This is a genomic window from Leptospira ainazelensis (genome assembly GCF_016918785.1).
GTDB lineage: Bacteria > Spirochaetota > Leptospiria > Leptospirales > Leptospiraceae > Leptospira > Leptospira ainazelensis.
In genome coordinates this window covers 17,593-30,665 of sequence record NZ_JAFFPT010000014.1, presented here as the reverse complement: position 1 = coordinate 30,665, position 13,073 = coordinate 17,593, and the positions used below count along the sequence as shown (strand labels likewise).

Sequence of the window (13,073 nt, the reverse complement as noted above, 5' to 3'; positions counted from 1 at the left end):
AGAGAATCTCAGGAAGTAAAATGTCTCATAACTCTCAAATTCAAAAAATACACGCTCGGGAAATCATCGACTCCCGCGGAAATCCGACCGTAGAAGTGGATGTGACCTTAGTCGACGGCTCCTTTGGCAGAGCCGCGGTTCCCTCCGGAGCTTCTACCGGAGAATACGAGGCCGTAGAACTCAGAGACGGCGACAAACACCGCTATCTCGGAAAAGGAGTTCTCAAAGCCGTAGAACACGTAAACGTTAAGATCCAAGAAGTTCTCAAAGGCGAAGACGCACTCGATCAGAATCGCATCGATCAACTGATGCTCGATGCGGACGGAACTAAAAACAAAGGAAAACTCGGAGCCAACGCGATCCTCGGAACGTCACTCGCCGTTGCCAAAGCGTCTGCGGTCCATTCCAAACTTCCTTTGTATCGTTATATCGGCGGAAACTTCGCGAGAGAACTCCCCGTCCCGATGATGAACATCATCAACGGCGGGGCGCACGCCGACAACAACGTGGACTTTCAAGAATTTATGATTCTTCCGGTCGGAGCCAAAAGTTTTCGCGAAGGACTCCGCATGGGAGCGGAAGTATTCCATTCTTTAAAAACCGTTCTCAAAGGTAAGAATCTCAACACGGCCGTGGGTGACGAAGGCGGCTTTGCTCCCAACCTCACGAGCAACGTGGAAGCGATTGAAGTCATCCTCCAGGCGATCGAAAAGGCCGGTTATAAACCAGAAAAAGACGTTTTATTGGGTTTGGACGCCGCTTCTTCCGAGTTTTATGACAAAAGCAAAAAGAAATACGTACTGGGTGCCGAAAATAATAAAGAGTTCTCGAGCGCGGAATTGGTGGATTATTATGCGAATTTGGTCTCCAAATATCCGATCATCACCATCGAAGACGGTTTGGACGAGAACGACTGGGACGGCTGGAAACTTCTTTCCGATAAATTAGGAAAAAAAATTCAGCTTGTAGGAGACGATCTTTTTGTTACAAACATAGAGAAACTTTCCAAAGGAATCGCTTCCGGAGTCGGTAACTCGATCCTGATCAAAGTAAATCAGATCGGTTCCCTTTCCGAAACTCTCGCTTCGATCGAAATGGCGAAAAAAGCCAAATACACGAACGTTGTGAGTCATAGAAGCGGGGAAACCGAAGACGTTACGATCTCTCATATCGCGGTTGCGACTAACGCGGGTCAGATCAAAACGGGTTCTCTTTCCAGAACGGATCGAATTGCAAAATACAACGAGCTTCTCCGAATCGAAGAAGAACTCGGAAACTCGGCGATTTACAAAGGTAGGGAGACTTTTTATAATCTTTAATTTATGACTTCTCTTTCGACAAAAGTCTTTTGGTTCTCTTGTTTTCTTGCGGGACTCTTTTATTTTATCGTCCTGGGAGAATCCGGGATTGTCGTACGTTCCCAACTGGAAGAATCCCTCGCGTCCCTCCAGTTGGACGTGGAAAGACTTTCCTATGAGAATAGACAGTTGGAAGAGAAACAAAGGATTTTAAAAAACGATCAAGTGGCCCTCGAAAGAGAGGCCCGAAGATTCTATCTTTTGAGCGAGAATGCGCAGATCATAAAATTCAGAGAAACGGAAAACGTTTCCGAGTTAAAACCCATTCTTGCATCCAGACTCAATGCGTTCCGTCCCGGGAAACAATTTCCGGTTCCACCGATCCAATTTATTCGGATTTTCTACGCAATCTTTGCTAGTTTTACTTGTATTGGAGTTTTCATAAAAATGAGGAAGAAGAAACTGGACTTTAGCCACAACTAAAGGAAAGGTTCAGGAATGCCAGAAACAGAAAAAATCCAGGAAGTATTCGAAGAACTCACAGGAAGTAAAATTTCTAAAAATTTCCTCGACCACAGAAAGATTTTTCTCTGGGGTCCAGTGACCGACGAATCGTCTAAGGACTTAGTCGGAAAACTCCTATATCTGGAAATGAAAGATCCGGGTAAACCAATTACGTTTTTTATCAATAGCCCGGGCGGTGTCGTCACTTCCGGAATGACCGTATTCGATACGATCCAAATGATCACTTCTCCGGTACACACGGTTTGTATGGGAATGGCGGCCTCTATGGGTTCCGTTCTTCTCGCGGCGGGAAAAAAAGGAGAACGTTCGATTTGGCCTAACGGAAAAGTGATGATTCACCAACCGAGTATCGGCGGGCAAATCGTAGCTCCCGCAACGGACTTAAAAATCCACGCGGAAGAAATTCTCAAAACAAAAGCGAAGCTGAATCAGATTCTCGCGGACGCTTGCGGACATCCCGTTTCCAAACTCGAAGAAGACACCGATCGCGACTACTATATGGACGCGGAAGAAGCTCTCAAATACGGAATCGTGGATAAACTCGCGACAACAATCGACTTTAGCTGATCGGATTCTTCTCTTGTCCAAATCCATATCCTTAGAGGATTTTTTAAAAGAATTTTTAGCCGCTCCTCAAAAAGGAAGAAACGCGGAAGAGGATCAGAAATTAAACGAACTCTTCCTGGAATTTTCCTCTCTTCTTTTTTTAGAAGGAGAAGAGGAAGAAGAATCCAAAGAAGAAGTTTTGTTAAAAGACATCGGTTCCTTCGAGTTGGACGAATTCGTAAACTTCTATCTTTCCGACATGCACCCGGAAGACGCGGGAATCGTCAAAAGAGGAATCGACTTTCTAAAGAGAATGCATAAATTCTTAAAAAAATCCCCGCACGCAAACAAAGAACAACTCGCAGACTGGGACGAATTCTTTCAGGAACTCTGACGGACGAAGTAAGGATCCTTCCTGAAATGAGTTCTGAACCGTTCAAACCAAAACGATTTTTCAAAGGCAAACACCTTCAGACCGTTTATAGTACTTTTTTTCCTCCTCCCAATCATCTTAGAACTACATACTACGTAGAGGATATTCTACTTCAACTGAGCGACGGATCCGGAGACGCGGTCTGGCTCGAACACAACCCGCCTTTGCAACATTATTCTTCTCCTGCTCCGAAATGGAACGGAATCTATATCGTGATGATCCACGGGATGGAAGGAACATCGGACAGTTCTTATCTGGTGACGCTCGCGCAGAATGCTTTGCAAAGAGGATACGGATGTATTCGAATGAATTTGAGAAACTGCGGACGCGGTCAGGGTTTTTCGAAAGGAACGTATAACATCGGTCAGACGAAAGACGTTCAAGACGTGATCGACTTTGTTTGGGAAAAACTTTCTCACAGAATTTTTCTCTCCGGATTCTCCCTTTCCGCGAGTTTGGTTTTAAAGTATCTCGGAGAAAGACGCAATCATAAGGTGGAAGCGTTCTCTTCTACAAACCCTCCGTTGGATCTTTTGAAAGGTTGTGAATTTATCGATTCTGCGGAAGGACGGTTTTACAGGGATCGTTTCGTTTCGGAATTTCGAAAAAAAATCAAAAATAAGATCGTACAACTTCCTCCAGAACTTGAGAAAAACGCGTTTGAAACAAAAACTTTCTTTGATTTCGACGATCTCGTAACGGCGCCTTTTTTCGGTTATCGGGGAGCTCTGGATTATTACCAAGACTGTTCGAGCAAACACTACATTCCGGAAATCCGTCATCCCGGGATCGTCATTCATTCCGAAGATGATCCGGTAGTTCCTCCCTTTGACTGGGAAAAGATAGGATGGGAGAATTTACCGCATATACGAACGATCCTCACTCCCAAAGGAGGACACGTCGGATTCTTAACCGATCCGACCCCGGAAATTCCGGATGGGAGATGGTTGAATAAAATTATTCTGGATTATTTCGATTCGAAAGTAAAATCTGGAAGCTGATTTTCCAACCGCAATGAATTCCCCTAAAAAGAAACCTCTCGAAAAAGAAAAGCTGACCAAACCTCCGGGAGCTTCCTTCTTTATCGTGATCGCGTATGAAGATGCGGAAATGTTTTATTCGATCAAAACAAGAACCGAAAAAAAATTCTCCGCGACCCTATATGAAAGTAATCCGATGCCTACTTGGAAGGATCCTGAAGCGGATCTCTGGAATCAGTTTCCGGGAAGACACACTAAAATTCTTTCCTTCAAAAGAAGAATTCACAGAGAAGAACTTCCTTCCATCCAGAAAGAATGTCTCGCGATTCAAAATGCGGCGCTCGAAAAAGACAGCGGAATTCGAATCTTTCCGGGTTATCTTTGCAGCCATTCGGTCGTGATGGCCTCAATCCGAGACGACTTCCATAGAATTTATCTTTTTAACGGAGTTTACGCCGAGACCGTTTACAACTATCAAAAACAAAAGATGGAAAGCCGGGAAACCGCTCCTCCCTTTTTCAAAACGCCCGAAGCTATCTACTTTTTCACAAGCCTGAGAGAATCTTATGTTCAAAATATTACAAAAAGTTAATTTATCTTTCGTCCTTCTATCCATGATTCTGATTTTGAATTGTGCACCCTCCAAGCTGGAAATTGTTTCCATCACACTTTGTGATCATTTCAACCGAGCCGGAGAATGTTTAGAACCGGTCGAAAAAAATCATCACTACAAAGTGGAAATTCCGAATTCTAAAAAACCGGATACTTGGGAGAAATTTGCGAATTTTCTTTACTTTCATGCGAGAGAAACTCCCGGTTTTATCCTTAGATTCAATCGTAAACTTCTTCCTTCCGAGGCAAAAGCGATCAAGGATTCGTATTTTGCTACGATGAATCTTTCAGGAACCGTTGAAAGAATGGAAGGTTTCGAAATGGGTGAAGATTGGGTCGGCTCGTTTCAGTATTTGGGTTCGATGATCAAGGATAAACTCAAGAAGGAGAATCGTCTCGGTTCCTTTCCATACACAAATACGATATTTCCGGCGGAAGTGGAATTCAAATTCAATTCTTCTCTTTTTGCCGGTGAAGAAAAGACAAAGATCAATTTGAGTTTTACCGTGTTACCGGCGGAGAAATGAGAGAGAATAACCGTTAGGAGTTCCCACAAGGTCGAAATAAAACTCAATGCAAAATCCACTAAGATCAGAGGCTACTTGGTGAATTCGGAAATATCAGGAAAATAGAATATTGCAAGAAGTTTTCTTCCTGGGCTTGTCGTAACTACGACAAACTCTTCCGTGAAAGCCGCGCGCCCCGCCCTGATCTTGGGTGGAGGGGAGCGGTGGCGGGAAAAAACTCGGCCGAAGCTCTCTATATCAGAAAAACCGAATATTTACAAGAAGATTTCCTTCCGCAAATTTTGTCGTAACTACGACAAACTCTTTCGTAAAAGCCGCGCGCCCCGCCCTGATCTTGGGTGGAGGGGAGCGGTGGCGGGAAAAAACTCGGCCGAAACTCTCTATATCAGAAAAACCGAATATTTACAAGAAGATTTTCTTCCGCAAATTTTGTCGTAACTCCGACAAAACCCTCTCTCTCAACGGTCAAATTTTCAAAAACAGCTCGGCAGGATTTAAAAAAATCGTAGAAGGTTCCACACTCAGAATCAACCAAGCAGTCAACCCCAAAACAACGGCTGAAACCGTAGGAATCAAGAGATTATCGTCGATCAGTCCGTTCCAATACGTTCCGCAGTAGAGTTCGGTAACGGCAGAAATTAAAATCGCGGGAATTAAGAATATAAAGTTATTATAAAATACGAATCCATCCGCCTTCAGAAAGTTTTGTTTTCCGTATGTATCGGAAATAAACATAAATAAAAAACCTACGATCGTACAAGAGAGAATAAACGCCAAAATTCCTTCCACGGATTTCCCGTTGGAAAATCTTCTTCTCCCAAAAAATGTCCCCACCCAAGCAGCCGTCGGATCTCCGATCACGAGAAAAAGCATGGAAAGAATCGAAATCTCCGGAGGAAAGAGAAAAACCACAAACGTACAGGAAAGAAAATACGGGAGCGTTCCGTTGAGCCTTGTTTTCTCTTCTTCTTTCATCAAAACTCCCGCAATGGAGAGAAAAAATTTCTGAAAACCGGGGAAACGAAATCGAAGATACTCGAGTAAAAGAATGATTCCCAGACAGACGACAAGCGTCACCGAAATCACAGCGCGGGTCGCGTTCAAAAGACCGAATGCACCTTGAAAAACGTCCTGATAGTAACAAACGGGGACAATCAAACCGAGGAGATGCCAAAGTTTACGCGCATAGTTGAATCGAACCGAATTTGCCACTTGTTTCCTACCTATTTTTCATCGTCATTTTTAAGGCCGACTCTTCATCGGGCGCGATCAAAAAAAGACCGTTGAGAGCGGCCATCTTGATCGCATTCTTCACTGAATCGGTCGGATGAATCAGGACCAATTTATTCCGAGAAGTAAAACTCAACTGATTCATTTCTTTGAGAGATTGGATTCCTCTGGAAGAGATCAAACTCACCTCTTCCAGATCGAGAATCACGGGCCCGGACCGGATCGAATCGGAAAGTTGATCTCGGAACTTTTTTTCAGTAAATGAGTTGATGGAACCTTGGAGCTTCATAACCTGAACGTTGTCGATTTTCTCCGTAGAAATGATGATTTCGTTCAGAATCATAGTGGCTCGGAAAGACAGTCTATAAGCATTTCTTCCCTACGACAAATGGTTTTTCACCTCTTAGCGATCCTATTTCTGATTTTGAGATCTTATTCTTTTCTTTCTCCGGGCGCTTTTGTTTTGGGATTTGCGATCCTTTTCTATCGCAAAAAAGGAAGCGTAGGTGGTCCCCAAAATTTGGAACTTCCGGGAGTTCTCACCCTGATTCTTCTCGCAATCTCCGGGTTAGACGGATCCACTTCCGGAGATATTTTGGACTTAATCTGCATCCACTGCACCGGAATTCTTTCTCTCAAAGAAGAATGGAGACCCAAGAAAACGGGAGATCCTCGCTCCGATTCCGGTCGAATTCTCAGAAAACAAATTCTTCCGCTCTCGCTTCTTCTCATCGCCGGATTTAGAATCTGGTATCAAGGAGACTTTGAATTCTGGATTCCACTCGGTTTTTTCTACATTCTCAAAGCTGGGATTTTAAGTCTTGTTTTGGCGTTTCTTTTCTTTCGTTCGGGAGAATCGGGGCGAAGAACCGTCTTCTTCCTTTTTTTGATTCTCACAATATTGCTTATTCACCCTTCTCAAGGAATATTGAATTTTTCGTACTTTCTTGTATTTTCATTCTTGCAAACCGACGTAGAATCAAAAAAGATCAACGATGGGATTGAAGTATGAAGGTAAAGGTAGCACATCTTTTTCGTAAGATTGAAGAAGTGGACCGAGACATACTTGAATTGGGAAAAATTCAGGAGAGAATTTCCTCAGACCGAGACTATTCCGGGATTTTGAAGGACTCCATTCAAAAAGAAATGGCAAATTTAGAATCTGGAAAAAACGAGATTCTTTCTTTAAAGATAAAGGAAGAACCCGGCAAAACGGGCCTGGTAAAAAACTCCGGAAAATCCGGAAAATCACCCGCTGAAATGAAAAATTTATACAGCTCCCGAGAAAAGAACCTGACCCGGGAAATTTCAGTGGAAATCCCGGATCGACAACCTCCTACAACCCGTAAAACAATTCACAAATACTAAGATTCAAGACACAACTTCATGAAAAAAAAGACCCTATCTCTAACTATCCTTACCCTGGTCGTACTGTTAACAGCCGATTGCAGCAGGGACTCCGATGTTCTCGCCTCTTTTAAAAATGGAACCGTAACCAGAGAAGAATTGAGAGCGTATTACAAACTCCGCGGCGTGGAACCCGATGCGAATAACGCGTCGATCGCGACTCAAGCCAAAATTGTGGAAGAACTCGGGATTCAGAAGATCGCCGAGACCCAAAACAATACCTCAAACGTAGTCACAAAAGACGAGTATGCAAGAATTATGGGATTTGTAGAACCTCAGATTCTTTTTAACGATTATAGAAAACAATTCTCCGAAAAACTTTTGACTTCGGGAATGCTCGAGCTGGCGTTTGGAAGAATTCTTTTTCTAAAATCTGCGCCGGACGTTGCAACCAAAGCCAATTCCATTCTTCAGGAAATATCGGCGATCAAATCCGATAAGGAGGTTGCGGAATTTATTTCTAAGAATACGAACGAGGTTCAAAGAAAAGCGGTCGGTGGAAGATTGGAACCGCATTGTATCAACTGCGGAGACGATCCTTTTACGGCGATTTTAAAAGAAGCCGCAGAGAAAAAAGGAACCTTTATCCTCAAAGAAGCTCAAGGAAATTATTATATTCTCCGTGTGGAAAGAATCGAAAAGATCTATCCGAAAAAAATCGATAAATTCTTCCAAAACGAATTGGATAAACTCAAATTCCTTGCTACAAAATACGTTAGCAAAGAAGGAATTACGGAAGACGAAAAAAGGGAAGCCGCTTTCTATTCTGAATTGGCAGTGAACGAAAAGGCGAATCAAACCGCGGAACACTACGGAAACCGTTTTCTAAAGGAAGCCTGGAAAAAGGAAATGGATGCGCTTCGTGTTCAGAGCGGACTCAAAATCGTGGACTTAACTCCGGAATTCATCAAAGGATTAAAACCGGAAACCGTTCTTTTCGAAGACAAATCCGGAAATAAATTCCTCTTCAAAGATCTTCTTGTGGAGTTTAATAAGATCGCTCCGATTCTTCAAAAACGGAAAGCAAACCCGGAAGAAGAAAAGAACGACCAACTTTCCTTCTACACTCAAATCTATCTTCCGATCCGCATCTCTGCGGAGTCGAAAGAAGTACAAATTTTGAAGGATACGAAAGAATTTAAAAAAACTCTCCCTCTACTCGGAAGATCCGTTCTTTTTATGCTGATTCGAAACCGTTCCACGGAAGCAAACATCGAAGTTACTGAAAAAGAGATCAGAGATACCTATGAGGCAGGAAAACTTTACGCATATTCCAAACCTTCACCTGCAAATCCGAATGAAAGACTTCCGGAAGATTTTGGAAAAGTAAGAGAGCGTATCAAACAAGAACTCATCGAGTCCAAAAAACAATCAGTCTTCCAAGACTATCTCTCAAAATTGAAATCTGAAAATGAATTCAAAATTGCATCGGAAAGTCTAAAAGCGGGCCAAATCTAAAAAACCTCCTTAGTTCACATCCCGGTGAAATTTTACACCGGGATTTTTCCGAATTCTAAACTCCTCTTTTCGCTTCTACTCAAAAAGAAATCTCTTTCAAAGTCGACCTTCCTAAATCATAAATCCGGAATTTCGGAATATCAGGTTTTATAAGTAGTCCTTGGAAATAACTTTTTTCCAAAGACTACCAAAGCTTACGGTTTTAACTCCTAAATTATAGTTAATTACAGTAACCCTTTTGGCTTAATTAACATACATTGCGAATTCTTGTGGCAAGAGTGTTGGAAATTTTTTCTTGAATTTTTGTCTTATAAAATTACGTTGGTACTTTGAGAGGGGAATTGAATGAAAAACCACATCTACATGCTTCGTAAAAAACGAGGTATAAAACAATACGATATGGCAAGAGCGCTTGGAGTATCTCCTAGCTACCTTTCTAAAATCGAAACTGGAAGCCAGGATCCTACCGAAAAGTTTAAAATCTCCTGTGCAAAATATTTGAAAACCACTCTTGATAAATTGTTTAACGAGCATGTCGTTGAAGACGTATATCCTGAATTTACCGAAGGGCTCACCAATCGTCTCTGGGCAAAACGCAGAGAATTGGGAATCAAACAATACGATATGGCAAAAAAACTAAAAGTCTCCACACCTTTTCTTTCCAAAGTGGAACTCGGACTTTTGGAACCGCCTGAAGATTTTAAAAACCTTGCTTCCAAAGCTCTTAAAATGAAAAAAGAAGAACTCTTCCTTCAAAAAGTTGAATATTAAAAAAGGGTTAATTTCCTAAAGAGAAAGGGAAGCACTCGCTTCCCTTTTTTGTGTACTAACCTTACATCAGCGGACACAACGGACTCTCGCAAACGAAGTCGCTTTATCAAATGTATCGTAAGTCCCGCTATTAAAAGCGACTTGGTAGGCTTGAAATTTATAACTTCCGGATGGATGTGTGGTCGAAGTCCAATAGCCGCTGGAAGCATTTGGAAAAATGACCTGATTTATAAATGGGGAAGCCGCTCTCGAATAGTCCACCAGGGAAACGAGTTCCTTAACGGAAGGCAATCTCCACCCTCCTCCTCCCAAGGCTAAAGAATTGCAATAGGCCAAGGCATTGATCCAATCTACGCTAACCGCAGTTCCCACCATACAATCCGAATAGGAATCTCCAGCGCTTCCTTGGCCGGATGCGCATTTTTGCCAAACCAACCCGCTCTTCTGATCCAATATCGTCCCGTTTCCGACATCCGTAAAAGGCCCCGTATAAGCGACCAAAGAAAACGCACTGCAATGAAGAAAGAATAACAAAACTACTTTTGATCTCATTTCCATTTCCCTCCGTTTAAGGATTTCCGTTTACGCAAAGCCCGTAATAGGAATATCCGTCGTTCGAATTATTCTTATTGTAAGTAAAAATTCTCGCGCCGAAATTTCGAAGCACATACGCGCTCCCCGTGTTTGTACGAACAGTGGTCGCGCTCCAAAACCTTTGATTCGAAGCGTTACTCGGAAAATTCGGAAAACTCGAAGGAGCCACAAACGTATAACCCGAGCTTGCGGAAGGAAAGGTTATCAAAGAATGAAAATCGTCCATGGTCGCGAGTCTCCAAGCCTTCAAACCCGCGTACCCTTGATTTGTATTTCTTTCGTTGAGGGAGGAACAACTGGATAAAGCGTTGGACCAATTGACCTCGGTCGGAGTCCCCGCACATGTGCTCCCGTTCCATTCCATGCCCTGCACACAACTTCTCCAGGTCAAACCGCTCGTAAGATCCACACTGACCGGGTCGCTCACAAAACTTCCCAAAAAGACAGGGACGGAGATCGATTGGAGCGCAGGAGTTCCGGCAAACGCTCCGTCTTGTCCCGTTCCCGTACAAACAATCCCGCCTCCGCTCGCATCGAAACAACCCGGCTGGTTCGAATCGATGATGTTCCTCAAAGAAACCATTCCACCCGTCGTGTAGTTTACGTAAAAATAACCCGTTCCATCTCCTACAAGAGCGTTTCCCGCGACGTCTTTAAAACTGGATGCCAACAATTTCGCCTGGATCTGGGTAAACTCCGGAAGAATCGAATCCAGATCGATCTTCACGACGGTTCCTGAAATCCACTGGACGACAAGACTTGAGGGAAGTGTCAACTCTACGGTCGTAATCGTTCCACCGCTCCCGTAGGTGACAAGGAGATGCAATTCAACGGTCGTTCCGGGTTGCATTGTCTCGTTAAAAGTTAGAATCAATTCCCGGTTGAAAACATCAATACCAACGCTACCCGAACTTGGAGAGGTAGAAGAAAGAGTCGGCGCCGCCGTATCCAGAGTTACGTTGAAATTAAAACTTCCCGACTGATTGGAACTATCCAAAAGACAAAGTTTGAAAGAATTCACTCCCTCGGAAAAACTCCCGTTAGGAACCGTAGTATCTTGTGTTCCTGAGGTCGCTAAAACTCCTGTCGCGATCGTAACCCCGGGTGTAATGTTCGCACAATCCGTCGCGCTTGTTACGATAAAATAATTTCCGGCTGTATCCGAGGTCCAATTGATCGAAGTTGTATTTCCCGCGTTTGTAGTTCCATTTTGGATCGAATTGAGGGTTAACGTCGGAGCCGGAGTCAACGGAAGATTTACCGTATAAGTAGCGGACACGGGTCCAACAAGGTTGCCGGCTCGATCGGATGCGAGAACCTTTACGGTAGTAGTTCCATTCCCGATTCCAAGGGAAGAAGTCGGAAAAACGGACCCAAAAACGATCTGCAAAGGATCAAAATCGGAAAGAAGCGAAAAGGTCGGATCGGTTCCATCGATTGTATAAATCAAATCCTTACATCCGGAAACCGTATCGTTGCAAGTCACATTTAAACTTTGGGCCGATGTATAAGTTCCACCGGAGATTGAAAAACTAAGAGCAGGAGCAGAATTGTCATAAATTAACGAAACCGATTTCTGACTTATAATCTGAGAATCCTTAAACAAAGAAACGTTCAGAGAATTTCCCCCGATAATCACCGGATATTCTTCCGGAAAGGAAAGATTCAAATCTAAATTTGAAACTGTAGAGAGCAACGGCATACTGTAGAGAAGACTTCCCACAGACGCGCAGCCAGGATCGTTCAGGCAGATTTTCAGCTCGGTGCCGGATGCGATGTTCGAAAAATTGAGAACTATGTTGACTCCAAAATCACCGGAACCCATGGCGGAGGCATAGTAAACTCCATTGTAAAGACTCTTACCTCCCCCAAAAGAAAGTTGGGTGGAATTGAGGATCGGATCCGAGGATCCAAAAGGATTGGCGATGTTCGAGATTGAAGTCGGCAAATAGAAAAATTTAAAACTCTCCTGACTTAGATCCTTCAGACAGGAAACAAAAAAGGGGAGGAGAAAAAGCCAAATCGAAACGATTCTGAAGTGATTGAATTTAGATTTTTTTCCAGTCCTCTTCATAGTTCTTCCTCCAAAGTAAAACCAAGAATACATCAGATTCTTAAGGAATTCTTCTTGGATTATAAAAAGGAAAAATTATAGAAGCAAAAAATCGCCAGAGGATTGTTAAGCGAAGTTTTATCCCCATCCCTCGTTGGATCTCAAATGATCGCGTTTTTGAACCCTAAAAAGGAATCCAGGATTTCATGTTAGAAATTATTTATTTCTTTTTACAAAGACATGGATATGTCAAAAACATTCGAAGCCCAGAGCGGATTGTTTTGATACAAAACCGTTAAAACGACAAAAAAATTACAAGTAAGCAAATTTAGCGATTTATAATTGTAATCAAATCAAAAGCTAAATTATAGATTAGATCTTCTAGTTTATAGCAAGTTAATTGCAAAATTAGATTCCCTTAAGAGTAGTTGTTTAAAATTAAAAAATAGGAATCGAGACTCAATTTCCAAAAAAGAGCAATTGAATCCTATTTTATAAAAACAAAATCGCCTAAGGACTGTTTGAACGGACAAGGTGCATTTGGAAATTTTGAAAACTAAACGGGACAAGCATAATCTGAAAGATAGCTTTACGGAGAATTATGATTTTTGATTTTGATAAAATAATCAGTCACCTTCA

15 protein-coding genes are annotated in these 13,073 nt (G+C 42.6%); 11 read left to right on the top strand and 4 right to left on the bottom strand.

Annotated features, from left to right (window positions below):
• Positions 1–20: 20 nt before the first annotated feature.
• From eno to lcpA, 7 genes are read left to right on the top strand one after another with little or no spacing between them, the layout of a single operon-like run.
• Positions 21–1,319 (top strand): phosphopyruvate hydratase, encoded by a 1,299-nt coding sequence (gene eno / locus JWG44_RS03975; protein WP_205273666.1) that lies wholly within the window; start codon positions 21–23, stop codon positions 1,317–1,319.
• 3 nt (positions 1,320–1,322) lie between these two features.
• Positions 1,323–1,781, top strand: a complete 459-nt coding sequence (locus tag JWG44_RS03970) for a septum formation initiator family protein (protein WP_205273665.1) — start codon at positions 1,323–1,325, stop codon at positions 1,779–1,781.
• Positions 1,782–1,796: 15 nt separating this feature from the next.
• Positions 1,797–2,390 (top strand): ATP-dependent Clp protease proteolytic subunit, encoded by a 594-nt coding sequence (locus JWG44_RS03965; RefSeq protein ID WP_205273664.1) that lies wholly within the window; start codon positions 1,797–1,799, stop codon positions 2,388–2,390.
• Positions 2,391–2,403: 13 nt separating this feature from the next.
• Positions 2,404–2,763, top strand: a complete 360-nt coding sequence (locus JWG44_RS03960) for a hypothetical protein (RefSeq protein ID WP_205273663.1) — start codon at positions 2,404–2,406, stop codon at positions 2,761–2,763.
• 26 nt (positions 2,764–2,789) lie between these two features.
• Positions 2,790–3,803 carry a YheT family hydrolase gene (locus tag JWG44_RS03955; protein WP_205273662.1) on the top strand — a complete coding sequence of 338 codons (1,014 nt, stop codon included), beginning with the start codon at positions 2,790–2,792 and terminating at the stop codon, positions 3,801–3,803.
• Between the two features lie 13 nt (positions 3,804–3,816).
• Positions 3,817–4,374, top strand: coding sequence for a DUF4416 family protein (locus JWG44_RS03950; protein WP_205273661.1), 558 nt, complete (start codon positions 3,817–3,819; stop codon positions 4,372–4,374).
• Positions 4,349–4,921 (top strand): complement regulator-acquiring protein LcpA, encoded by a 573-nt coding sequence (lcpA, locus tag JWG44_RS03945; RefSeq protein WP_205273660.1) that lies wholly within the window; start codon positions 4,349–4,351, stop codon positions 4,919–4,921. Before JWG44_RS03950 ends, lcpA begins: the two co-directional genes overlap by 26 nt.
• Positions 4,922–5,386: 465 nt before the next feature.
• On the opposite strand, the gene JWG44_RS03940 is transcribed toward lcpA, so the two are convergent.
• Entirely contained in the window at positions 5,387–6,133 is a 747-nt protein-coding gene (locus tag JWG44_RS03940) for a diacylglycerol/polyprenol kinase family protein (RefSeq protein ID WP_205273659.1), read from the bottom strand.
• Positions 6,134–6,140: 7 nt separating this feature from the next.
• Positions 6,141–6,494 carry an STAS domain-containing protein gene (locus tag JWG44_RS03935; protein WP_069607565.1) on the bottom strand — a complete coding sequence of 118 codons (354 nt, stop codon included), beginning with the start codon at positions 6,492–6,494 and terminating at the stop codon, positions 6,141–6,143.
• Between the two features lie 45 nt (positions 6,495–6,539).
• Here JWG44_RS03935 and JWG44_RS03930 point away from each other — a divergent pair, with 45 nt between their 5' ends.
• The 4 genes from JWG44_RS03930 to JWG44_RS03915 all read left to right on the top strand — a co-directional run bounded on the left by JWG44_RS03930 (position 6,540) and on the right by JWG44_RS03915 (position 9,787).
• Complete coding sequence (locus JWG44_RS03930) at positions 6,540–7,163, top strand: hypothetical protein (protein ID WP_205273658.1); 624 nt, start codon at positions 6,540–6,542, stop codon at positions 7,161–7,163.
• A complete protein-coding gene (locus tag JWG44_RS03925) occupies positions 7,160–7,519 on the top strand; it encodes a hypothetical protein (protein WP_205273657.1) in 360 nt (119 codons plus the stop codon). The genes JWG44_RS03930 and JWG44_RS03925 overlap by 4 nt, the downstream gene beginning before the upstream one ends.
• An 18-nt stretch (positions 7,520–7,537) precedes the next feature.
• Entirely contained in the window at positions 7,538–9,016 is a 1,479-nt protein-coding gene (locus tag JWG44_RS03920) for an LIC12015 family putative lipoprotein (RefSeq protein WP_205273656.1), read from the top strand.
• Between the two features lie 363 nt (positions 9,017–9,379).
• Positions 9,380–9,787 carry a helix-turn-helix transcriptional regulator gene (locus tag JWG44_RS03915; protein ID WP_205273755.1) on the top strand — a complete coding sequence of 136 codons (408 nt, stop codon included), beginning with the start codon at positions 9,380–9,382 and terminating at the stop codon, positions 9,785–9,787.
• A 66-nt stretch (positions 9,788–9,853) separates the two neighbouring features.
• Here the strand turns inward: JWG44_RS03915 and JWG44_RS03910 are convergent, their stop codons facing one another.
• Both JWG44_RS03910 and JWG44_RS03905 read right to left on the bottom strand, forming a co-directional pair.
• Positions 9,854–10,339, bottom strand: a complete 486-nt coding sequence (locus JWG44_RS03910) for an Lcl C-terminal domain-containing protein (protein WP_205273655.1) — start codon at positions 10,337–10,339, stop codon at positions 9,854–9,856.
• Positions 10,340–10,355: 16 nt separating this feature from the next.
• Positions 10,356–12,455, bottom strand: a complete 2,100-nt coding sequence (locus tag JWG44_RS03905; RefSeq protein WP_205273654.1) for an Lcl domain-containing protein — start codon at positions 12,453–12,455, stop codon at positions 10,356–10,358.
• Positions 12,456–13,073: the final 618 nt, after the last annotated feature.

Bases quoted from the DNA above. Each gene is read 5' to 3' on its own strand.
- eno (WP_205273666.1), top strand. From the start codon at position 21: ATGTCTCATAACTCTCAAATTCAAAAAATACACGCTCGGGAAATCATC.
- JWG44_RS03970 (WP_205273665.1), top strand. From the start codon at position 1,323: ATGACTTCTCTTTCGACAAAAGTCTTTTGGTTCTCTTGTTTTCTTGCG.
- JWG44_RS03965 (WP_205273664.1), top strand. From the start codon at position 1,797: ATGCCAGAAACAGAAAAAATCCAGGAAGTATTCGAAGAACTCACAGGA.
- JWG44_RS03955 (WP_205273662.1), top strand. From the start codon at position 2,790: ATGAGTTCTGAACCGTTCAAACCAAAACGATTTTTCAAAGGCAAACAC.
- JWG44_RS03950 (WP_205273661.1), top strand. From the start codon at position 3,817: ATGAATTCCCCTAAAAAGAAACCTCTCGAAAAAGAAAAGCTGACCAAA.
- lcpA (WP_205273660.1), top strand. From the start codon at position 4,349: ATGTTCAAAATATTACAAAAAGTTAATTTATCTTTCGTCCTTCTATCC.
- JWG44_RS03935 (WP_069607565.1), bottom strand. From the start codon at position 6,494: ATGATTCTGAACGAAATCATCATTTCTACGGAGAAAATCGACAACGTT.
- JWG44_RS03930 (WP_205273658.1), top strand. From the start codon at position 6,540: ATGGTTTTTCACCTCTTAGCGATCCTATTTCTGATTTTGAGATCTTAT.
- JWG44_RS03925 (WP_205273657.1), top strand. From the start codon at position 7,160: ATGAAGGTAAAGGTAGCACATCTTTTTCGTAAGATTGAAGAAGTGGAC.
- JWG44_RS03920 (WP_205273656.1), top strand. From the start codon at position 7,538: ATGAAAAAAAAGACCCTATCTCTAACTATCCTTACCCTGGTCGTACTG.
- JWG44_RS03915 (WP_205273755.1), top strand. From the start codon at position 9,380: ATGCTTCGTAAAAAACGAGGTATAAAACAATACGATATGGCAAGAGCG.
- JWG44_RS03910 (WP_205273655.1), bottom strand. From the start codon at position 10,339: ATGAGATCAAAAGTAGTTTTGTTATTCTTTCTTCATTGCAGTGCGTTT.
- JWG44_RS03905 (WP_205273654.1), bottom strand. From the start codon at position 12,455: ATGAAGAGGACTGGAAAAAAATCTAAATTCAATCACTTCAGAATCGTT.